Here is a 20,960-nt window from a genome sequence, read left to right on the forward strand (position 1 = left end):
CGTTAGGGTTAACTCGCCGTTTCGATGGGCCTAGAAAACAGCAAGATGGTTAAGGAAAGCTAAATTCAAAATCGAAATTGCGTAAAAATATCTGATACTTACAGAGATTTACATTAACCTTATGTTAAAACATTTCGCGGCCGGGGATGAGCCGGCCGCGAAACTTGAAAGCCTTGTGCCGACCGTTTTAACGGAAGAGCGACAGGATGTTCTGCGAAGAGGAGTTCGCGATCGACAGCGACTGGATCGCCAGCTGCTGCTGGGTCTGCAGAGCGCTGAGCCTCGAGGATTCTTCCTCCATGTCGGCGTCGACGAGACGGCCGATACCGGAGTCGATCGAGTCGCTGAGAGCCGAGACGAAGTCTTCCTGGCTGTCGATGCGGCTGGAGAGCGAGCCGAGAGCAGCACCGGCGCTGGTCATCGACTTCAGAGCCGATTCGACGTTCGTCAGAGCCGACTGGATCTGGCCGGCCGTGAAGCTGGTGATGTCCATCGAGTAGATCGAACCGGTCGCGCCCGTCGAGGTACCGAGAATACCCGTGGAGGTTTCAACCGCGCCAGCGCTCATGCCGAACAGAACGTTGCCGGCGGAGCCGCTGTCGAGGACGTAGTCGGTCGTGGTGATCGATACGGCGTTGGAGCCGTCACGGACGAACGACGAAACGACGCTCTTGGTGCCGTTAGCGCCGGCAACCCAGTTCTCGCCGTTGAAGGAAGCCGACTGAGCGATGCTCAGGAGCTGCTGCTGCAGCTGACCGATTTCTTCCTGCACCTTGGCCTTGTCAACGCCGTTTTCAGTTGCGGCAACCAGCTTGGCCTTGATTTCGCCGACGACGTCGATGGCGCTGTCCATGGCGGTGTAAGCGGTATCGACCTTCGCAGCACCAACGCCGAGGGCGTCGGAAACGGCCGACAGTGCCTTGTTGTCCGAACGCATGGTCGTTGCGATCGACCAGTAGGCAGCGTTGTCGGAAGCCTTTTCAACGCGATAACCCGACGAAACGTGGTTCTGCGTTTTGTTGAGGCCCTGGTTGACGCTGCGCAGCGTCTGGAGAGCGGCCTGTGCGGAAGAATTCGTGTTAATGCTTGTCATAAATCTGTCCCCTGGAAACTAGATACAAAAAGGAGGACATACCGGACTGTAATACCGGCGATGACGGACCAGCTTCATGCTACTCGGCGCCTGCTTGTTTGGCCCAAACCCGTCATGTCCAGGGCAATCTCGCAGCCAATGCTTGCCAACTTCTTAAAAATAGAGGCTCCGTTCCGGCTCCTTACATCCCATAGTTAATACCGGCTGAATCTATCCCTTCGCATGCTAACATATCGGGAAAGAAGCCGTTTTCCCTCGGACAAGACAATGTCTTCATGAGGCGCACCTGTTTCAAGCAAGCTTCGAATGGCAACATGGCAGGTGCCGGGATAGCATCATCGGATCAATCCACCCGTTGTCCGGGAGGACGGATCGTGGGCGCTCGGCAATCGACAGCCATGCGAGAAAATTTCCTTCACGGAGTTGGGTTTTGAACAGCAAAGTTTCGTTCTCTGCGGCATCCAAAGATTACCAGGCAGGCCGCTACACAAAGTCCTTGGCGACGCTCAACCAGCTCATCGATACTCAGCAGGACGCCAAGACCTATGCGCTGCTGGCCAAGAACCTCGTGCAGCTCGGCTTCAAGGCCGATGCCGCGAAAGCCTATGGTCTGGCCGGCAATTGCGAAGGACCAAACGCCTACGAATATCAGAAGCAGGCTGCCAAGCTGCACTACGAAACCGGCAACGAGGACGAAGCGCTGCTGATCGCCATGCGCAACCTCACCAGAGCGCAGGAAGATCCCGAACTCGCCTTCATCATCACCGCGATCTATCTGAAGCGCCAGCAGCGGGATATCATCCGCCCGTTCAAGACGGTTCTGTCGGAAAGCATGAACCCCGATCACATGCGCCTGGCGGCCCTGCTGCTCAGCGACGATCTCAACGACGCAACCAACCAGACGCTTGCCCGCAACATCTTCAAACGCTTCCCGGGCAATCACGCCTTCCGCTTTCTTCACCTCGTTTTTGCCCGGGAATTCAACGATTTCGACGAGGCGGCCAAGCATCAGGCAGTGATCGACGACGCGCTGGCAAAGGGCAATGTCGAGATCCTGCGCAAGGACAACCCGTTCTATCATCTGCACTGGTGCGGCAACGAAGATTTCAACCGGTATGCGACGATCGGCACGGCCCCGCTTAACCAGGAACGCATCGCTTTCCGCCGCAACCAGCCGCACACATGGTCGAACAAGATCCGCATCGGCTACATGTCATCGGACTTCTGGGATCGCCACGCGACGATGAAGCTGCTGCAGCGCATTCTCGAATTGCACGACAGGGACAGGTTCGAGGTGACGCTCTTCTGCCATACAGGTCCCGAATACCTGAAGCATAACGTCACCGACCGCAGCCGCTGGGGCAGGATCGTCGACATTCACGGCTTCTCCGACCAGGCCGTGCTGGAAATCGTACGCGAGCACAATATCGACATCATGGTCGATCTCAAGGGTCATACGTCGGGCAGCCGCGCGTCAGCCTTCAACCTGCCGCTCGCACCTGTTCATGTCGGATGGCTCGGTTTTCCCGGCAGCACCGTCAACATCGATCTCGACTACGTCATCGGCGACCATTCGGTGCTGCCCGACTTGGCCAAGCCATTCTTCCATGAGAAATTCTGCCGGCTTCCGGAGAGCTACCAGCCGAATGATCCGATGCATCGCCCGAAGCCGCGTCCGGTCACCCGCGAGCAGCTCGGCCTGCCGGAAGAGGCCTTCATCTTCGCCTCCTTCAACGGCAACCGCAAGATTACGCCTGATGTGGTCAACAGCTGGTGCCGGATCCTCAAGCGGGCGCCGAACAGTGTGCTCTGGCTGATGGCCAATTCGCCGCGCAACCAGGCAAACCTGCTGAAGCAGTTCCAGACATCAGGCATTGCGCCCAAGCGCATCATCTTCTGCCCGCGCGCGCCCTACGAAGATCACATCAGCCGCCAGCAGGCAGCCGACCTCGGGATCGACACCTTCCCGGTCAACGGCCATACGACCACCTCGGAGCAGCTCTGGGGCGGCCTGCCGGTTTTGACCGTCAAGGGCACCAACTTCGCCTCACGCGTCAGCGAAAGCCTGCTCAGGGCGATCGATCTGCCCGAGCTCGTCGCAAGCGACCTGCAGGCTTATGAGGACCTTGCCGTCGAACTGGCGCAGAACCCGGGACGGATCGCCGAATACAAGGCACACCTCAAGGAGAGGCGCTATATCGCGCCGCTCTTCGACGCCGAACGCTTCTGCCATCATCTCGAGCAGGCCTATGAAATCATGGCAGAGCGCGCCAAGCAGGGCCTCGCACCCGATCACATGGATATTCCGGCGCTGCCGCCGCGCACGACACCGTTCGCAGCCGAGTGATGTTTTCCGAGACGGAATACCCGCCGAAGCGGTCCTGTTCGCTTCAGCGGGTCTTTACTTCTTTGCGATCAGTTCACGCCCGATGCGTTTAGGCGGCTCTCTGCGCAGAACGACGGCCGTCGTGACCGAGCCATAGCGCGCAATGGCATCGACGATGCTTTCAAGGCCACCCGGCGTAGGAACAATGACTTTCAGGTGAAAACAATCCTCTCCTGTCAGCCTTAGAACCTCGATGATCTCAGGCATATCGGAAAATTGCTTCAAGCATGTCTTGATATGCTCGTGCGTGGTGCGCAGGCGAATGACGGCCATCATGCCAAGCCCAACTGCGGCGGGGTCGATGACGGCTCTGTACGCCTCAATGATACCGCGTTCTTCAAGCCGTTTGAGACGCTCCGACGTGGCCGGCTGGGAAAGACCGACCTTCCTTCCGAGCTCGGAGACGCTGATGCGTCCATCATCCTGCAAGACTTCGATGATGGCGATGTCGGTTGGATCAAGATCTGGACTGATATCGGTGCGCTTTGCCATCAACCTTCAATCTATCGGATTATCCGGTGCTTTTCCGATAGATGCCAATTTGGTTCGCAGGTGTAAACCGCCATACTCCCGCTGAAGCGAAGAAGAGGCGAGATATGACCGAATTCATTCATTTGCCGGGCATCGGCAATTCCGGAAACGCTCACTGGCAGAGCCGTTGGGAGAATGCCAATCCGGCCATACGCCGTTTTGCACCGACGAGTTGGGATCAGCCGGATCTTTCCGACTGGATCCAAGCCTTGGAGCAAGCGGTGCGCAGAGCGAAAACACCACCTGTTCTCGTGGCGCATAGCCTCTCCTGCCTGCTTGTAGCACATTGGCATCAGCGGACCTCTTCGCCGATCAAGGGAGCGTTCCTCGCCGCCGTGCCAGACCCTCTTTCTCCGAGCTTTCCTGCGGACGCCGCAGGCTTTGCAGATGTGCCGCAGGTGCAGTTCGGCTTTCGATCGCTGATCGTCGCTAGCACCACCGATCCCTATGGTTCGCTCCCCTACGCCGAAACGCGAGCAAAGCAATGGGGTAGCGAGTTGAAAATCATCGGCGCGGCCGGCCACATCAATGGCCAAAGCGATCTGGGTGACTGGCCGGAAGGTCTGGCATTGCTGATGGATTTCGCGAGCCGCGCATAGCATAAACCGCTCGATCGAGGAACCGAAGTTCCTCATCGCCCCAGCCGGTCAGCTGAACGAGCGCACCAGGCTGCCGACGAGCAGATTCCAGCCGTCGATCAGGACGAAGAAGAGAATCTTGAAAGGCAGCGAGATCGAAGTCGGCGGCAGCATCATCATGCCCATCGCCATGGTGATGGTTGCGACGATGAGGTCGATGACGAGGAACGGCAGCACGACGAGAAAGCCGATCTCGAAACCGCGGCGAATCTCCGAAATCATGAAGGCAGGGATCAGCACGCGATAGTCGATCGGATCGGTCGTCTGGATGTTCTGCCCGCGCTCACGCGCCAGATCGACGAAGAGCGCCAAATCCTTGTCGCGGGTATTGGCCGCCATGAAGGTGCGGAAGGGCTCGGCGATACGCTGCACCGCCTCCGTCTCGTTGATCTGGTTGGCAAGCAGTGGCTGAACGCCGTTCTGCCAGGCCTGATCGAAGGTCGGCGACATGACGTAGAAGGTCATGAAGAGCGACAGCGACAGGAGGATCATGTTGGAAGGCGTCGAGGAGAGGCCCATCCCCGAGCGCAGGATCGAGAAGGCGATGACGAAGCGCGGGAAGCTCGTCACCATGATCAGGATGCCGGGCGCGACCGAAAGTACGGTCAGCAGGCCGAAGGTGCGGATGATCCAGGCGGCGACGGAGCCATCGACCGGCACGTTCAACAAGTCGGTCGGCAGCTGCTGTGCCACCGCCAGTTCCGGCACCGCCATCATGGCGGCAAGGAAAACTATGAAACGAATCATTCGATGACAAAGGTCCTGAACATGACCTTCGATACCCGCCCTTGCGAGCGAAGGTCAACACGTTCCTGGATGTCATCCTTGAGATATTGAAAGCCCCGCGGCCCCTCGATCTGCTGAAGGGAAACGGTCCTGACATAGGCGAGGATATCCTGATGAATGTCCTCGGCGACCTTGACGTCGGGCGGCCCGTTGAACAACAGCGCGACTTCTAGTCGGACCCAGTTTTCCGACGGGTAAGCAAGGTTCGATGTAATCGGCTCGAGCTGGACGACGTTGTTGGCCTCGGTCGAGATGCGCGCCAGCCCCTCCTCGGCCTTCTTCTTGGCCTCGGCTTCCTTGGCCTGCTCTGCCTCTTTGGCGCCCTTGATCTGGGGCGCGACGATCGTGCCGACCGCCCAGCCGCCGCCGGCGCCGAGGAGCGTCAGGACGGCAATGCCGATGATCGTCATCAGGCCGGATTTCTTCTTCGATTGACCTGCGCTTACGTCTTCGTCTGCCATCGTCGTTGGGCCTCAAAGCGGCGAGAAAAGATCGACGGCCTGCTGCCCGCGCGGAGGCTGCTGCACTTCCATCAGGCGACCGCGGCCGCCATAGGAGATGCGGGCTTCGGCGATCTTGTCGTAGGAGATCTGGTTGTCGGCGTTGACGTCCTGCGGACGCACGATACCGGCGACGTTCAGGATGCGCAGCTCCTGGTTCAGACGGACTTCTTGCGAGCCAGAGATGACGAGGTTGCCGTTTTCAAGAATACCGGTGACGACGGCCGCAACGAGAAGGGTCAGCTTGTCGGTGCGCTCGATCTTGCCCTTGCCGTCGGTGCTGGTATCCGAACCGTAGGTCAGATCGGTCTTCGATTCCGGGGTCCAGCCGAAGATCTGGGCATTGACGTCCCAGTTCATGCCGCTCGAATTCTTGCGGCTGCGGTTGGTCTCGTTGTCGAAGGAGGCTTTGTCGTTGATCTGGATGTCGACGGTCAGGATGTCGCCGACGTTCAGCGCGCGTGCATCCTTGAAGAGCGCGGCCTGCGAATCGCTCCAGAGCGAATAGCCCTGCGCCACGGCACGCGGCTGCTTCGGATAAAGCGCCATCTGCGGGGTCTGGCCATAGGCAAGTCCACTGCCGATCGGGCTCATGGCGGGCGCACGGCCGATCTCGCTGACTGCCGTCGGGGACTGGCAGCCCGCTAGGAGTGCGAGGGCGGCGACCGCGGCCGGGAAACGCATGTTCATGAAGGATCCTTCGACGTATTGGGATCGGACGCACTGGCGATGATGCCGGCGATGATGGCGGCTTTCTGCGGGTCCATCTCGTTGAGGATGAGGCTCGACTGACGCGGACCGAGCCGCATGATGACGGCCGAGGCCACTTCGACCTTCATGTCCTGCAGCTGGAGCGCCGCCGCATCCGGCTTCATCTTCTTATAGATTTCGGTGAGGCCGGCTTCCGCCTGCTGCAGGAAGTCGTCGCGCCGCTTCAGCCAGTCCTGGTATTCGGCCTTGCGCTTGTCCATCTCCTCCATCCGGGCGTCGATGTCGGCGCGGAGCCTTTCCAGCTCCTGTTTCTGCAGCAGGTAGCGCTGGTCGCGGGCTGGATCGGCGATGTTGGTGCAGAATTGCTTGATCTCGTCCTGAGACGTGATGTCTCCCTCCGGGTGCTCCTGTGCGAAGGCACCCGGGATCGACAGCAGGACGAGGCCGGCTGCCGGCAGCGCCAGGCGGCGCAGCAGCTGCAGCACGGTCATGTCAGGATTCAGGATCGTCATCATTGCAATACAAGCTCCGCCTGCAGGGCGCCCGCCGATTTGATGCCCTGGAGAATGGCGATGATCCCATCCGGTTTCACGCCGATATTGTTGAGACCGGCAACAAGGGTCCTGAGGTCGGGACCGTCGATTATGGCAACGCGCCCGCCGGTCTGCTCAGCCGCGATATCGGTCTGCGGCTGAACGGCAGTCCGCCCGCGCGAGAAGGGTTCGGGCTGGATGATCTGCGGCGTCTCGGTGACCTGAACCGTGAGTGTGCCGTAGCTGACGGCGACCGGCGAGACGCGGACATCGGAGCCGATGACGATCGTTCCAGTGCGCTCGTTGATAACCACCTTGGCCGGCGTATCGGTTTCGACGATGAGGTTTTCGACGTCGGCCATCAGCCGGGTGAGATCGGCCGTGCGCGGTTTCTGGATCACCACTTCCTGCGAATCCTTGGCTTCGGCGACCGGGCCGCCGAAGCGCGCGGAGGCATAGCCATTGACGATGTCGGCAATGCGGATCGCCGTCGAGAAATCGGGATTGCGCAGCTGCAGGACGAGATTGACTGAATCCTTGAAATGCGACGGCAGTTCGCGTTCGATGATCGCGCCGCCGGGTACGCGGCCGGCGGTGGTGACGCCTTCGGTCACCGTCGCCGCCTGGCCCTGCGCCTGAAAGCCGGAGACGATAACAGAGCCCTGGGCGACAGCATAGATCTGGCCGTCGGCACCGGAAAGCGAGGTCATGACGAGCGTGCCGCCGCGCAGCGAGGTCGCATCGCCGAGCGAGCTCACCGTAACATCGAGACGGCTGCCGGGGCTCGCGAAGGGCGGCAGGTTGGCGGTGACCATCACGGCCGCGGTGTTCTTCGCGTTGGACTGGCCGCCCTGTGTCGAGATGCCGAGATTCTGGAGCATTGCCCGCATCGACTGCTCGGTGAAGGGCGAGGAACGGAAGCCGTCGCCGGTTCCCTGCAGGCCGACGATCAGACCGTAGCCGATCAGCTGGTTATCGCGGCCGGCCTGAAGCGAGGCGATATCCTTGATGCGTGACGTCAGCGCCCAGGCGGGCGCCACGTCGGCCAAACTCATGGCGACAACCGCAGCAAAGGCGACGATACGGAAGAACAATTTCATTTCGCCCTCACATGGATCGTGCCGTCCGCAAGCACCGTGCCGCTGACGATGACGCCGGAATCCATATTACGTGCACGGACCACCTGCCCCGTCGCGCCGTCTTCGAGCGGCGTGCCGGCAGCGGAGATCGTCATTGCGCCGAGAGAGAAGACCAGGCGGATCGAAGAGCCGCGCGTCACCGTATAGGGCTCGCGCAGGGCTGAAACCGAGATTGTGCGCCCCGGTAGCAGCGTGCGTTTGGAAACCAGACCTTCGACCTGCGAAATCGATTTGGCATAATCGCCGGCGAGGTTGGGGTTGGTGACCTCAACCTCCTGAAGCTGGCTGCCCGACAATGTGTCGCCGGGGTAGATGATCGTCGTCGGGACGACGGCATAACCCATGCCGGCACCCGCGTCCGCAGGCAAGACCACGCCCGCGAGTGCGATCGTGGCTGCCGCCACCCATCCTGAGATGCGTCCTGCCCGGCAAAACATCATGTTTCGGCCCTTCCCTTTACTTCAGGTTCTTGCTGACGATGGAGGCCATTTCATCAGCGGTCGTGATCACCTTGGAATTCATTTCGTACGCACGCTGAGCCGATATCAGCTCGGTGATTTCCTTCACCGGGTCGACGTTCGAGGATTCCAGATAACCCTGCTTCATATAGGCAAAGCCTTCCTCGTCGGGGTTGCCGACGACCGCATCGCCCGAGGCCGGCGTTTCCTGGAAGAGATTGTCGCCGATCGGCTGAAGACCCGCTTCGTTGACGAAGTCGGCAAGCGTCAGCTGTCCAAGAACAGTCGGATCGGTCTGACCCGGCAGCTTCGCCGAGACCTCGCCGGAGCGGCTGATGGTCAGTTCGGTCGAACCCTGAGGGATGGTGATCCCAGGCAGGACTTCATAGCCGTCGATGGTGACGAGCTGGCCCTGGTCATTCTTGTTGAAAGCGCCAGCGCGGGTATAGAGCGTCGTGCCATCGGTCGACTGAATCTGAAAGAAGCCCTTGCCGATCAGCGCCACGTCGAGGTCGTTGCCAGTCTGTGTCAGTTCGCCCTGGAGATGCAGATTGCGGACCGCGGAGGTCTGGACGCCGAGGCCGATATTTGCGCCTTCAGGAACGACGGCCTGATTGGCCCGGTTGGCGACGCCCTTGGCGCGTTCGGTCTGGTAGAGAAGGTCGGTGAACTCGGCGCGGGCCCGCTTAAAGCCCGTCGTGTTGATGTTCGCAATGTTGTTGGCGATGACTTCCAGATTGGTCTGCTGGGCATCCATGCCCGTTGCTGCGATGGCGAGCGCTCTCATGTATTCGTCCTCAAATCAGTTACATCTGCATCTTGGTGACTTCGAGAAAGGCCGAAACGACCTTGTCGCGGATGGCAATCGCGGTCTGCAGCGTCTGCTCGGCCTGGAGCATGGAATCAACGACTTCACGGGTCGTCGCCGTGCCCTTGATGCCGGCGAAGGACATGTTTTCGGCACCCTTCAGGCTGTTGACGGCGTCGGTCGCCATGCCGCCCAGGACCGAGGCGAAGCTCAGGCCATTGGCCGCACCGGCGGTGCCCGGCATGGTCGTTGCGGAGGACGAGGCGGAATTTTCGGTGTCGACGGCGCCGAGCGCGCGGGACATCGAAAGATTGCTGACATTCTGGACGCTGCTGATCATTGATTATTGGCTCTTCAGAAGATCGATCGTGGACGAGATGAGGTCGCGGGTCTGCTTGATGGTCTGCAGATTGGCGTCATAGGAGCGATTGGCTTCACGCATGTCAGCCATCTCGACGAGGATGTTGACGTTCGGCAATTTGACGACGCCCTTGGCGTCCGCCGCCGGATTGCTGGGGTCGAACTCGGTGCTGAAATCGCCTTCGTCGACGCCGACCTTCTTGACGTTGACGGTCTCGACGCCGCTGGTGCGGTCCATCTGCTGGCCGAAGGTGATCGTCTTGCGGCGATAGGGGTCGGCGCCCGGCGTGTCACCGGTCGAGCGGGCGTTGGCAATGTTTTCCGAGACGATGCGCAGGCGCGTCGATTGCGCCTCGAGCCCCGAACCGGCGATTTTCATAGCTGCGGAAAGCGGATCCATGACAATTACTTCCTGACCGTCATCAACATCATGCGGTTGAAGGAGCTGACCAGCGAGGTGTTCAGATCGTACTGGCGCTTGATGTCACCCGACTTGGAAAGCTCTTCGGCCAAACCGACGGTGTTGCCGGATTCCTGAATGCCGATCTCCTGGTCGAGGGCTGCTTCCTTGACGTCGATATCGCCGCTGTCGCTGAAATCGTTGCCGCTGAAGTGCGCCGGATTGGTGCGCGCCATGGTGATGTCGGATCTGTCCAGCACGGCATCGAAGGGCGTGACGTCCTTGGCGCGGAATTTCGGAGTATTGGCATTCGCGATGTTGCCGGCAACAACCTGCTGACGGATCGTCAGCCATTCCGCCTGTCGCGAAGCCAAGTCGAAAAGTTGGATCGGTTGCATGAGAACTCTCCGTTTTTACTATCCGGAACCTAGAGCGGTAATCTTGCGTGGGACTTACGGGAATTCGGCCTTCGAGGCCTCGCCGAAAACCGCCATAGAAAAGGGCCCCTGCCGGTTCGCGGCGGAGCCCCTCTTGTCTTCAGCCGTTGCGAAGGGATTCAGTCGTTCTTGTAGATATCGCCCTTGGAGGTGATGATCACCCACTTGCCCTCGCGCTGCTCGATCATCGCCAGGCGGCTTTCGTCGGGCAGGACCGAGCCGATGCGCACCACATACATGCCCGAGGGATCCTCGATCAGCGCCCGGCCGTTGGACACGTGGAGAAGGCGGAAGGAAGACTTGCCCGGGAAAGGCTGGTCTTCCAACATCACGCCGCCGTCACGCTGCTTGCCGAGATCGGAGACCGTCGCCGTCGTCAGCGGATCGATCGGCGGAGCCTTCTTGGCTGCCTCGTTCTTGTTGACCATGGCCAGCGGTGAGACGCTGAAGACGTTGCGGGCGGGCCAATCCGGCAGTTCGCGCGAATTGCTGCTGGTGGCGACGTTGATGCCGAACTTGTCCGCATTGAAGAAGACATACCAGGGGAAAAAGGCGGAGGCGCCGGCAAGCGCCAGGCCGGCGAAGGTGAGAAACCGATCCAGAGTGGCGGTCTTTTTGCGCTGCTTCAGGGAAGCGATGCGTTCATCGTCAAAATCAGCCACTTTTATCTCCTCTGCATGGGTGCGCCCTGATTGCCCATGCCGGCAGCAGCCTTGAGCGCGCCGGCGAGATCGGCAAAAGCGTCAACCGAGTCGCGATCGCCCGGAGACTGTTTCAGGACGTCGTAAATGATAGGGACCTGCTTGACCGCCATGTCGAGATCAGGATCGGCCCCCTGGCGATAACCGCCAATCAGGCGCAGGTCCCTCGTTTCCTCAAAGCGGTGGATCAATACCTTCAAGCGCGACACCAGCTTTTCCTGATCCGGAGTCCAGGCCTTGCGGGCAAGACGCGAGATCGAGGCGAGCGGATCGATCGGAGGATAGCGCCCTTCTTCGGCGAGACTGCGCTGCAAGACGATATGGCCGTCGAGAATGCCGCGCGTCGAATCGGCGATCGGGTCGTTGTGGTTGTCGCCATCAACGAGGATCGAGATAATGGCGGTGATCGTGCCGGCGCCTTCGGGGCCAGGACCGGCGCGTTCGAGCAGGCGCGGCAATTCGGTGAAGACAGAGGCAGGATAACCGCGGGCGATCGGCGGTTCGCCGGAGGCGGTCGCCACCTCGCGGATCGCATGGGCAAAACGCGTGACGCTGTCGACGATGAAGAGCACGTTTTCGCCCTTGTCGCGGAAATGCTCGGCGATGGTGACCGCCGTCAGCGGCGCCATCTTGCGCAGCATCGGGCTTTCGTCGCTGGTCGCGACGACGGCAATCGCCTTCTTCATATTGCTGCCGAGCGTATCCTCGATGAATTCGCGCACCTCGCGGCCGCGTTCGCCGACGAGCGCGATGACCACCTTGTCGAAGGCATCGGCGCGGGCAAGCATGGACAGAAGCGTCGACTTGCCGACGCCGGAGCCGGCAAAGATGCCGAGACGCTGGCCGAGGCAGAGCGGCGAAAAGATGTCGATCGCGCGCACGCCGGTCTTGAAGCCGGTCGCCACGCGCTGGCGCGTCATCGAGGGTGGCGCAGCGTTGGAAATCGAGCGGCGATCGAGCCCTTGGCCGATCGGACCCAGCCCGTCGATCGGCTCACACAGCGAATTGATCGTGCGCCCGCACCAGCTGTCGGATGGCGAAATTCGGAAGGCGCCTTTGCGAATGACCGTGTCATGGATGCCGATCGGCTCGCCCGGTTCGATCGGGCAGACATAGATCAGGTCCGGCTCGACACGAACGACCTCGCCGAGATGGATGCCAGTCGCCGATTTATGCGCTACGAATTCACCGAGACGAACATGACGGGAGAGACCGCGAACCGTATAGTGGCCGGCAGCGATGGTCTGGACGCGACCGCCATGAGCGACGGCGAATTCCGGCGATGCGTATCGGTCGACGAGACCCGCCAGATGCGCGAGCTTCGGAGAAAGGCCGTCTTCGGACAGTAGCGTCGTGCTCATTGCTTAGCGGCTGCCCCCAAGCGTCTGGACGGCCTGCTTGAACGAATCCTCGCTGTCGCGCATCAGCGAGGAAATGCTTTCGAAGGCACGGTTGACTTCGATCAGCTGAGTGATCTCGCGCATGGCGTTGACGTTGGAATTTTCCAGATAACCCTGCTCGACACCGACATTGAAGCGGTCGACGACGGCGCGCGGCTGGTCGGTGGTCAGGATGCCGCTGTTTTCGTAGCGCAGGTAACCCTTGCCGATATCGGCCTCGAACAGGCCCAGCGAACCGACCTGGCGGTCGCCTTGATAGATGATGCCGTCGGTGCCGACAGCAGGCTCGCCGCCCTTCGTGTCGAGCTGGATCGGTGCGCCGCCGGCATCGAGAACCGGATATCCGCGGATCGAAACGAGTTCGCCGGTATCCCTGAGCGTAAAGCGGCCGTCCCTCGTGAGGACGCGGCCGGCCGGTGTGTCGAGGGCAAACCAGGCATCGCCCTTGACGGCGAAATCAAGCATGTTGCCGGTGTGCTGCAACTCGCCGTTCTGCTCGTTCAGGTAGTCGTTGCCCTGGGAAACGAAGGCGACCTTGGTGTTCAGCTTGTTCTTGGTGGCCGCCACCATCTCGTCGAACTTCACCTCGGTGGCGCGAAAACCGGTGGTGTTCACGTTCGCCATGTTGTCGGCGATGGTGTTCAAGCGCTTTTCAAGCGCCATCTGCGACGACAGAGAAACGTAAAGACCGGATTGCATGTCTGTAAGCTCCAAGCATTGGCGATGAACGGAACGAAAAGCCGGGCGTCGTCTGATCTGGTTCGGCCGGGATTTCGCTGAGGCGGCATCTCAGAAACGGGCGCGAGCGCGCCCATTCGTCTCCTTTAGATTGGCGGCAGATGCTTGCGCGAAGCTGGCACGTGGAAATGCCTGGGACCGACCCTTTCATCAGCCTCACGCAAGGCAGAAACCCTATCCGTCTCGAAGAAAAGCAACGTTCAGATTGGGCTGACGATGAACATCATTATCGGATTTATTGTTGTCTGCGGCTGCATCGTCGGCAGCTTCATGGCAATGGGCGGCGAAGTGGATGCGCTGTTCCAGCCCTTCGAATTTCTCATCATCGGCGGCGCCGGTCTCGGCAGCTTCATCATGGCGAACCCGATGAAGGTGGTGAAGGATTCCGGTAAGGCGCTTGCAGAGGCCTTCAAGCACGCCGTACCGAAGGAGCGCAATTATCTCGATACGCTCGGCGTGCTCTACTCGCTGATGCGGGACCTGCGCACCAAGTCGCGAAACGAAATCGAAGCCCATATCGACAATCCTGCCGAATCGACGATCTTCCAGCAGGCTCCGACGGTTCTGAAGAACAAGGAACTGACGGCCTTCATCTGCGATTATGTGCGCCTGATCATTATCGGTAACGCCCGTAGCCACGAAATCGAGGCGCTGATGGACGAAGAGCTCAACACCATCATGCACGACAAGATGAAGCCCTATCACGCGATCCAGATCATGGGCGATTCCTTCCCGGCGATCGGTATCGTTGCGGCCGTTCTCGGCGTCATCAAGGCGATGGCCCACATCAACGATTCGCCCGAGGTGCTTGGCCATCTGATCGGTTCGGCGCTCGTCGGCACCTTCCTCGGCATTCTCCTATCCTATTGCGTCTGCTCGCCGCTGGTTTCCCAGATCAAGGTCGTCCGCAACAAGCAGCATCGCCTCTATGTCATCGTCAAGCAGACGCTGCTTGCCTATATGAACGGTTCGGTGCCGCAGGTCGCTCTCGAATACGGCCGCAAGACGATCTCGGCCTACGAACGTCCTTCCATCGATGCGGTCGAACAGGAAATGATGAACCCAGGCGGCGAAAACAAGGCGGCTTAAATGACCATGAGCGATGCTTCGCGTGACAAACCGGCAATGGATCCCGCCCTTCTCGCCAAGCTGACCGGCGGGCTCGGAGACAGAGGCAGGGTCGCCAAGATCTGCAGCGCCTTCGGGGAGGTCTACAGCGAGTTCTTTCCCGACGTCATCAAAAGCGAGACCGGCCTCGACGTGACCGTCAGCTATCTCGGCTGCGAGATCGGCTACAAGAACCACCTGGTTGACGACCTCAGCCACAACGTCACGCTCGTCGACGCGACGCTGCGCAACTGGTCTCAGAATGTCACGCTTGCCTGCGGCAACGGTTTCGTCATCACGCTGATGGAACACCTGCTCGGCGCCACCGCCGATACGATCGAGGAGCCGGCCGAGCGGCTGCTCTCGGTCATCGAACTCGATCTGGCGGTCATGGTCTTCGACAAGATCGCCAAGGTGCTGCGCTCGGCGGTCAATGCACCTGGCGGTTTCGAGCCCAGTCTTTCGGCCCCGCACGCCCATGACGCCAGCCCCCGGCCGGCGGAGGACAAGCCGGACGAATTTGCCGCCGCCATCAACATGTCGATCACGCTCGCCGGCATTGTTTCGGAATTCGCACTGATCATTCCGCAGACGGCGCTGCTCAAGACCAAGGTGACGCCGCCGAAGCCGAAGCGCCAGACCGGCGGCAATTCGCCGGAATGGGCCGAACAGCTTGGCGATCAGGTCCGCCGCTCGCATGTCACGCTCGAGGCCAGGATCCGGCTACAGGACCTGACGCTGCGCACCATATCGAAGCTGATGGTCGGCGACGTCATCCCGTTCCGCGACGGCCGCGACGTCCGCGTCGAGGTCAGCGCCAATAGCAAGGAATTGTATATATGCGAGTTCGGGCGTTCTGGCGAAAACTACATGGTCCGCGTCAAGGATACGATGAACTCGGATGACGAACTCATCCGTCATTTAATGAATTGATCGGTTCTCTGGCTTCCGGGCTGCAAAGGCAGTTTGAGGCAAGTTTCAACTGGAATAGTGATTTCATGGCAACGAAGAAAACACAGCAGAACAGTGACCTCTCCCTGGATATGCCGGGCAGCGAGGCCGATCTCGACCAAGCGATCGACGATCTGCGCGGCGTGCTGAAGAAGGATGCCGATAGCGACCTGTCGCAGTTTGGCGCCGAACTGGAGAATGATGGCTTCGCGGCAGGAACGGATCTGACCGCCTTCGGCGGCGAGATTTCGGATTCCCCTTTCGGCGGCGATGATTTCGGCGGCGATTTCGGCGCCGGCAATGCCAGCCCGGCTGCAGGCATGGATTTCGGCGGCAGCTCTTCGTTCGAGGCGTCATCGGCGCCGCTCGGCAGCGCGCTGACCTCGAATTTCGAGCTGATCATGGACATTCCGATCGATGTCCAGATCATGCTCGGCACCAGCCGGATGCAGGTCTCCAGTCTGATGAATCTTAATGAAGGAGCGACGATCGCCCTCGACAAGAAAATCGGCGAACCCGTTGAGATCATGGTGAACGGCCGCAGGATTGCACGCGGCGAGATTACGGTTCTTGATAACGACGACACCCGGTTCGGCGTGAAGCTGATAGAAGTTTTGAGTACGAAAAAAGCCTGATCCCTGTGGGGACGGAGAGGTTAGACCATGATGGACTTTGACGATTTCGGCGGCGCGCTAGCCGGGAAACCGTTGACCCAGGCTGAAAAGGCGGCGGCGGTCCTTCTCGCCATGGGAAAGGGTGTCGCCGGCCGGCTGTTGAAATATTTCACTCAGGCCGAGCTGCAGACCATTATCGCATCGGCCCAGTCACTGCGCGCCATTCCGCCGGACGAGCTCCTGTCGCTCGTCTCCGAGTTCGAGGACCTCTTCACCGAGGGCGCTGGACTGATGGACAATGCCAAAGCGATCGAGGCCATTCTGGAAGAAGGCCTGACCCCCGACGAGGTGGACAGCCTGCTCGGCCGCCGCACGGCATTCCAGGCCTACGAGACCTCGATCTGGGATCGCCTCAGCGAAGCCGAGCCGGCATTCGTCGCACAGTTCCTGCTGCGTGAACATCCGCAAACCGTCGCCTACATCCTTTCGATGATGCCCTCCTCCTTCGGCGCCAAGGTGCTGCTGCAGCTTCCCGACAACCGCCGCGCCGACATCATGAACCGGACGGTCAATATGAAGGCCGTCAGCCCGAAGGCGGCGCAGATCATCGAGAACCAGGTGATGACGCTGCTTGCCGAAATCGAGGCAGAGCGCAACGCTGCCGGCTCGACGAAGGTCGCCGATCTCATGAACGAGCTCGACAAGCCGCAGGTCGACACGCTGCTCACCTCGCTCGAATCGATCAGCCGCGAGGCGGTCAACAAGGTTCGGCCGAAGATCTTCCTCTTCGAGGACCTCATGTACATGCCGCAGCGCAGCCGCGTCCTGCTGCTCAACGATATTTCGACCGACGTGCTCACCGTCTCCTTGCGCGGCTCGCCGGCCGAGATCCGCGAATCGGTTCTGTCCGCCATCAGTCCGCGCCAGCGCCGCATGATCGAATCGGATCTGCAGAGCGGCATGGGCGGCGTCAATCCGCGTGAGATCGCCATTGCGCGCCGCGCCGTGGCACAGGAAGCGATTCGCCTGGCCAACTCAGGCCAGATCGAGCTCAAGGAGAAGGAAGGCGAGGCCTCGGCCGCCGCCTGACCCTCTGAGACTGTTGACAAATCCGGCCGGCAAGCAGGCCGCTGTTGATCGCCGCGCCGCGGGCGACTACCTTTCATCGATCGGCCGCACTCTATGGCGTGTCGCAGAGCACATGGCTCCTGCGACGCGCCTTGGGTTTTTGTTTTGACGCATCTCGTCATCCCAGAATCGCTGCCCTGTTCGGGGTGGCATGCATTCGCTGCGGCCTGTTTCTTTGACGGAGGGCCGCGACTTGGCCGATGATGACAAGGACAGCAAAACAGAAGCCCCGACCGCGAAAAAGCAAACCGACGCCGCGGAGAAAGGCAATGTGCCGTTTTCGCGCGAGCTGTCGATCTTCGCGACCATCCTCGCCACTTTCATCTATCTGGTGTTCTTCCTTCCCGATAGCGTCGGCCGCATGGGCGAAACGCTGCGCGACATTTTCGAGCAGCCCGACCAATGGAAAATCGAGACGGGACCGGATATTCTGGCGCTCTTCGTCCGGCTCGGCTGGGCGAGCGCGGCGCTGCTGGCACCCGCCCTCATCCTGTTCATGGTCTTCGGCATCGCCTCCTCGATCTTCCAGAACCTGCCGACGCCTGTGCTCGAACGCATCAGGCCTCAGGCCTCACGCATCTCTCCGGTCAAGGGCTGGTCACGGCTCTTCAGCCTGCCCGGCCTCGTCGAGTTCGGAAAGTCGCTGTTCAAGGTCGTCGTCGTCGGGGTCGTCCTGTTTTTTGTGCTCAGGAGCGAATATTTCAGCTCAATCGACGCCATGTTCTCCGATCCGCAGACAATCCTCGTGCGGATGATGACGGCGATGCGCAAGATCATCATCGTCATGCTGATCGCCACCGCGATCGTGGCGATCGCCGATCTTTTCTGGACGCGCCATCACTGGTTCACCGAGCTCAAGATGACGCGCCACGAGGTGAAGGAAGAAAACAAGCAGGCGCAGGGCGACCCCTTTGTCAAAAGCCGGCAGCGCTCGCTGATGCGCGACCGCGCGCGCCGCCGCATGATCGCCAACGTGCACCGCGCCACGCTTGTCATCGCTAACCCGACGCACTATGCCGTAGCGCTGCGCTATGCGCGTGAAGAGAACGACGCGCCTGTGGTTCTGGCAAAGGGCCAGGACCTGATTGCACTCAAAATCAGAGAGATCGCCGAGCAGAACGGCATCCCGGTGTTCGAGGATCCGCCGCTCGCGCGCTCCATGTTTGCGCAAGTCTCGATCGATAGTGTCATACCGTCAGTCTTCTATAAGGCCGTTGCGGAGCTCATACACAGGGTCTACGCCGCAGACGCCAAGAACAAACGGGTAAGATAAGCCGAATGAAAAAATGCCCTCACTCTGCCCAGCGTGAAAAGATCCTCGCAGACGCGATCAGCCCCGTCGCCACCGAACTGCGCCTTCTGGATGCCTCTGACCTCATTTCACTGCTGCGCTTCGAGTATTACGGCAATCTGGCCGATCTCGTCGCTTCGGCGGCGGAGCTTTTCTTTCATCCGGGCACGGTCAATTTCGGCCTCGGCGGAAACTATACGCTGGAATGGGGCGGCAAGCCCGAAGTCGTTCTTGACTTGGAAATCAAGCCGCGGGGCGTCACCGTCTACGCCCAGCTCACCCTTGCCGACAATCATGCCGGCATCGAAATCAACCACATCGCCTTCGAGGACCCCTCCTCCGACCCCGACGAGAACACTACCTTTCTGGAAAAGAGCCTTCAGCAGTCCCGCTACAGCGTGAAACCGCCGCGCGCGCTCGCCAGCTGATTTGCCCCCAGGACAATCCAGCCTCGCTTTCGCGCCGCCTTTCATGAAGGCGGCAGGAACCGGTTCAGCTGATGTAGCCGAGCCGGATCGCCTTGGCGATCGCCTGGATGCGGTTGACGGAATCGAGCTTGATGGTCGCCGAGCCGAGATAGGCATTGACCGTGTGCACGGACAGGCCGAGTTTTTCGGCGATCTCTTCGCTGATACGGCCATCGCCGGCGAGTTGGAGACAGGCGATTTCGCGTTCGCTCAGCGCTTCGGCGGCGGCCGAGCGGCGTTCGTCGAGAGAGAGCAGATCCATCATCACGTGGCAGCAGCGGCCGTGCAGCTCGACGATCGTGTCGCTTGGAGGATCGATATCATCGCCGGTGAAAAGGATGAAGCCGTTGCCGAGGGCGCCGAGCCGCACCGGGAAGGCAAGGCCGGAGAAAGGCAGAATTCCATCCTTCAGGCGTGTCATGAAGGGCGCGAAATCCGCCGGACCGGGGGCCGCTCGGTCGTGAGCGCCGGCCCATGAAAGCGGCAGCAGCGACTTTTCGATATGGTCAAGAAGAATATCGCCATAAGCATCCGTGAAGGCCTTGGCAAAACCGGTATTCGAAGGCCCCCAGTTCTCGAGCTCACAGACTAGGCGCTGCTTTGCCGGCAATCCCGAGCCGCTGACACGGTAGATCGCGAAGCCTTGAGCGTCGGCGAGCTTCTGCATCGCGACCAGCCGCGGAAAAAGATCCGAACGGCTGGAAATCCTGTTCACCCGCACCACGCGCAGCGGATCGGCGCCGTTCATCGCCCTGCTTGATGGATGTGCCATGGATTCCCCTATACGAGATTGTTGCGGACCGCGAAGGCAATGGCCTCCGACCGGGTCTTGGTCGCCGTCTTGCGCATCACGCTGGTGATGTAATTGTTGATGGTATTGCGGGATATTCCGAGAATCATCGCGATCTCATCGCTGGTCTTGCCCTCGGCGATCCAGAACAGGCATTCCAGCTCGCGGTCGGTCAGTTCGAAATCGCGGTCGACCTTTGCGCCCCCGCAGCGAAGGAAGCTCGCGACGTAGCCGGCAAGCAGTCCCACATCCCGCAGGCGCTCCGGCGACAGGATGAAGCCTTCGCCGAACAGGAACATCAAGGCGAGCCGCGAGCGGCCGACATTGAAGGTCAATGAGCAATATTGGCGGCTGGCGCCATCAGGCACATCGGCGTCATCGGGCAGAAGAGCGAAGTTCGGCTGGAAAACCTGCATGCATTTTTCCAGCTCGGTCGAACGGGCATAGGTGCTGACCAGATCGTTGGCGATATCCTTAACCAGATCGAACGGCCAGTCCGACGAAACGATGAAATCGAGACCGCTTTCCTGGATGAGATCACAGCGCGCCAGAAGATAGTGCGACGCACCCACATAGTCCGTCAGCGCGCGCAGACCGGACTGCAACCTCCCAGTGTCGGCGACACCGTGCAGGCGCCGAATCAGCTCGTCGCGCGGCAAGAGAGCCGGCGCCACCACGCTCGCGAAATTCGCCATTTGCCTCTCGCCTTTGCTCGCCTGAAATATCGTCATATCCATTGGCAATTTCCTGCGGCTGAGGAACGATCAAACTCGGTGCAACAGCGATTTTTTTGTGAAGGATTCAATTCAAGCCCCGCTCGAATCCCATTTCGAATCACCTAAGGGTAAGCCAGCCGGTGTAAATCACCATCTCCGACTTCTAGGGATTTACTTTCGCTGTCGCTCATGCCGTGATTCGAGGACGACTTGCGCCCCTCAGAATACTGGGAAGGCTAAGATGATTCTGGCTGTACCGCAACTTCATTCGCGTTTT

The 20,960-nt window shown here is 60.2% G+C and carries 25 protein-coding genes; 8 read left to right on the forward strand and 17 right to left on the reverse strand.

Annotated features, from left to right (window positions below; all coding sequences use genetic code 11):
• Window positions 1–187: 187 nt before the first annotated feature.
• Complete coding sequence (locus J7U39_RS16645; protein ID WP_210629198.1) at window positions 188–1,093, reverse strand: flagellin; 906 nt, start codon at window positions 1,091–1,093, stop codon at window positions 188–190.
• A gap of 430 nt (window positions 1,094–1,523) precedes the next feature.
• On the opposite strand from J7U39_RS16645, the gene J7U39_RS16650 reads away from it, so the two are divergent.
• The gene (locus J7U39_RS16650; protein ID WP_210629199.1) at window positions 1,524–3,440 is read left to right on the forward strand and encodes a glycosyl transferase; all 1,917 of its coding nucleotides are present in this window, start codon (window positions 1,524–1,526) and stop codon (window positions 3,438–3,440) included.
• A 54-nt stretch (window positions 3,441–3,494) separates the two neighbouring features.
• Here the strand turns inward: J7U39_RS16650 and J7U39_RS16655 are convergent, their stop codons facing one another.
• A complete protein-coding gene (locus J7U39_RS16655) occupies window positions 3,495–3,971 on the reverse strand; it encodes an Lrp/AsnC family transcriptional regulator (protein ID WP_210629200.1) in 477 nt (158 codons plus the stop codon).
• Between the two features lie 104 nt (window positions 3,972–4,075).
• Between J7U39_RS16655 and J7U39_RS16660 the strand changes: the two genes are divergently transcribed.
• Entirely contained in the window at window positions 4,076–4,609 is a 534-nt protein-coding gene (locus J7U39_RS16660; protein ID WP_210629201.1) for an alpha/beta hydrolase, read from the forward strand.
• Between the two features lie 48 nt (window positions 4,610–4,657).
• On the opposite strand, the gene fliP is transcribed toward J7U39_RS16660, so the two are convergent.
• The 13 genes from fliP to flgF all read right to left on the reverse strand — a co-directional run bounded on the left by fliP (window position 4,658) and on the right by flgF (window position 13,580).
• Window positions 4,658–5,395, reverse strand: a complete 738-nt coding sequence (gene fliP / locus J7U39_RS16665; protein ID WP_011424032.1) for a flagellar type III secretion system pore protein FliP — start codon at window positions 5,393–5,395, stop codon at window positions 4,658–4,660.
• Window positions 5,392–5,895, reverse strand: a complete 504-nt coding sequence (locus J7U39_RS16670; RefSeq protein WP_210629202.1) for a flagellar basal body-associated FliL family protein — start codon at window positions 5,893–5,895, stop codon at window positions 5,392–5,394. Before J7U39_RS16670 ends, fliP begins: the two co-directional genes overlap by 4 nt.
• Before the next feature lie 12 nt (window positions 5,896–5,907).
• A complete protein-coding gene (gene flgH / locus J7U39_RS16675; RefSeq protein ID WP_210629203.1) occupies window positions 5,908–6,624 on the reverse strand; it encodes a flagellar basal body L-ring protein FlgH in 717 nt (238 codons plus the stop codon).
• Window positions 6,621–7,160 carry a MotE family protein gene (locus J7U39_RS16680; protein WP_210629204.1) on the reverse strand — a complete coding sequence of 180 codons (540 nt, stop codon included), beginning with the start codon at window positions 7,158–7,160 and terminating at the stop codon, window positions 6,621–6,623. Before J7U39_RS16680 ends, flgH begins: the two co-directional genes overlap by 4 nt.
• A complete protein-coding gene (locus J7U39_RS16685) occupies window positions 7,157–8,278 on the reverse strand; it encodes a flagellar basal body P-ring protein FlgI (protein WP_210629205.1) in 1,122 nt (373 codons plus the stop codon). Before J7U39_RS16685 ends, J7U39_RS16680 begins: the two co-directional genes overlap by 4 nt.
• Complete coding sequence (flgA, locus tag J7U39_RS16690) at window positions 8,275–8,757, reverse strand: flagellar basal body P-ring formation chaperone FlgA (RefSeq protein ID WP_210629206.1); 483 nt, start codon at window positions 8,755–8,757, stop codon at window positions 8,275–8,277. The genes J7U39_RS16685 and flgA overlap by 4 nt, the downstream gene beginning before the upstream one ends.
• A gap of 16 nt (window positions 8,758–8,773) precedes the next feature.
• Window positions 8,774–9,562 carry a flagellar basal-body rod protein FlgG gene (flgG, locus tag J7U39_RS16695; protein WP_210629207.1) on the reverse strand — a complete coding sequence of 263 codons (789 nt, stop codon included), beginning with the start codon at window positions 9,560–9,562 and terminating at the stop codon, window positions 8,774–8,776.
• 19 nt (window positions 9,563–9,581) lie between these two features.
• On the reverse strand, window positions 9,582–9,923 hold the full coding sequence (locus J7U39_RS16700) for a flagellar hook-basal body complex protein FliE (protein WP_210629208.1): 342 nt from the start codon (window positions 9,921–9,923) through the stop codon (window positions 9,582–9,584).
• Between the two features lie 3 nt (window positions 9,924–9,926).
• Window positions 9,927–10,343, reverse strand: a complete 417-nt coding sequence (flgC, locus tag J7U39_RS16705) for a flagellar basal body rod protein FlgC (RefSeq protein ID WP_064693821.1) — start codon at window positions 10,341–10,343, stop codon at window positions 9,927–9,929.
• A gap of 5 nt (window positions 10,344–10,348) precedes the next feature.
• Window positions 10,349–10,741, reverse strand: a complete 393-nt coding sequence (gene flgB, locus J7U39_RS16710; RefSeq protein WP_011424023.1) for a flagellar basal body rod protein FlgB — start codon at window positions 10,739–10,741, stop codon at window positions 10,349–10,351.
• Window positions 10,742–10,899: 158 nt separating this feature from the next.
• The gene (locus J7U39_RS16715) at window positions 10,900–11,442 is read right to left on the reverse strand and encodes a flagellar protein (protein ID WP_210629209.1); all 543 of its coding nucleotides are present in this window, start codon (window positions 11,440–11,442) and stop codon (window positions 10,900–10,902) included.
• 2 nt (window positions 11,443–11,444) lie between these two features.
• Window positions 11,445–12,842, reverse strand: a complete 1,398-nt coding sequence (gene fliI / locus J7U39_RS16720; RefSeq protein WP_210629210.1) for a flagellar protein export ATPase FliI — start codon at window positions 12,840–12,842, stop codon at window positions 11,445–11,447.
• A 3-nt stretch (window positions 12,843–12,845) separates the two neighbouring features.
• On the reverse strand, window positions 12,846–13,580 hold the full coding sequence (flgF, locus tag J7U39_RS16725; protein WP_210629211.1) for a flagellar basal-body rod protein FlgF: 735 nt from the start codon (window positions 13,578–13,580) through the stop codon (window positions 12,846–12,848).
• Between the two features lie 255 nt (window positions 13,581–13,835).
• On the opposite strand from flgF, the gene motA reads away from it, so the two are divergent.
• The 6 genes from motA (at window position 13,836) to J7U39_RS16755 (ending at window position 19,138) form a co-directional block, all read left to right on the forward strand.
• Window positions 13,836–14,708: a flagellar motor stator protein MotA gene (gene motA, locus J7U39_RS16730; protein WP_020920386.1), complete on the forward strand. Its 873-nt coding sequence runs from the start codon at window positions 13,836–13,838 to the stop codon at window positions 14,706–14,708.
• Entirely contained in the window at window positions 14,709–15,659 is a 951-nt protein-coding gene (locus J7U39_RS16735) for a FliM/FliN family flagellar motor switch protein (protein ID WP_210629212.1), read from the forward strand. It begins immediately after the preceding gene.
• A 65-nt stretch (window positions 15,660–15,724) separates the two neighbouring features.
• Window positions 15,725–16,312, forward strand: a complete 588-nt coding sequence (gene fliN / locus J7U39_RS16740) for a flagellar motor switch protein FliN (RefSeq protein WP_210629213.1) — start codon at window positions 15,725–15,727, stop codon at window positions 16,310–16,312.
• A 27-nt stretch (window positions 16,313–16,339) separates the two neighbouring features.
• Window positions 16,340–17,380 (forward strand): flagellar motor switch protein FliG, encoded by a 1,041-nt coding sequence (gene fliG, locus J7U39_RS16745; RefSeq protein WP_210629214.1) that lies wholly within the window; start codon window positions 16,340–16,342, stop codon window positions 17,378–17,380.
• Between the two features lie 232 nt (window positions 17,381–17,612).
• Window positions 17,613–18,692 carry a flagellar biosynthesis protein FlhB gene (gene flhB, locus J7U39_RS16750; protein WP_210629215.1) on the forward strand — a complete coding sequence of 360 codons (1,080 nt, stop codon included), beginning with the start codon at window positions 17,613–17,615 and terminating at the stop codon, window positions 18,690–18,692.
• Window positions 18,693–18,697: 5 nt separating this feature from the next.
• Window positions 18,698–19,138, forward strand: coding sequence for a hypothetical protein (locus J7U39_RS16755; RefSeq protein ID WP_210629216.1), 441 nt, complete (start codon window positions 18,698–18,700; stop codon window positions 19,136–19,138).
• Between the two features lie 64 nt (window positions 19,139–19,202).
• Here J7U39_RS16755 and J7U39_RS16760 read toward each other — a convergent pair whose 3' ends face one another.
• Both J7U39_RS16760 and J7U39_RS16765 read right to left on the reverse strand, forming a co-directional pair.
• Window positions 19,203–19,949, reverse strand: a complete 747-nt coding sequence (locus J7U39_RS16760) for a helix-turn-helix transcriptional regulator (RefSeq protein ID WP_210629217.1) — start codon at window positions 19,947–19,949, stop codon at window positions 19,203–19,205.
• 8 nt (window positions 19,950–19,957) lie between these two features.
• Window positions 19,958–20,704, reverse strand: a complete 747-nt coding sequence (locus tag J7U39_RS16765; protein WP_210629218.1) for a LuxR C-terminal-related transcriptional regulator — start codon at window positions 20,702–20,704, stop codon at window positions 19,958–19,960.
• Between the last annotated feature and the right edge of the window lie 256 nt (window positions 20,705–20,960).

Source organism: Rhizobium sp. NLR16a, from assembly GCF_017948245.1.
GTDB lineage: Bacteria > Pseudomonadota > Alphaproteobacteria > Rhizobiales > Rhizobiaceae > Rhizobium.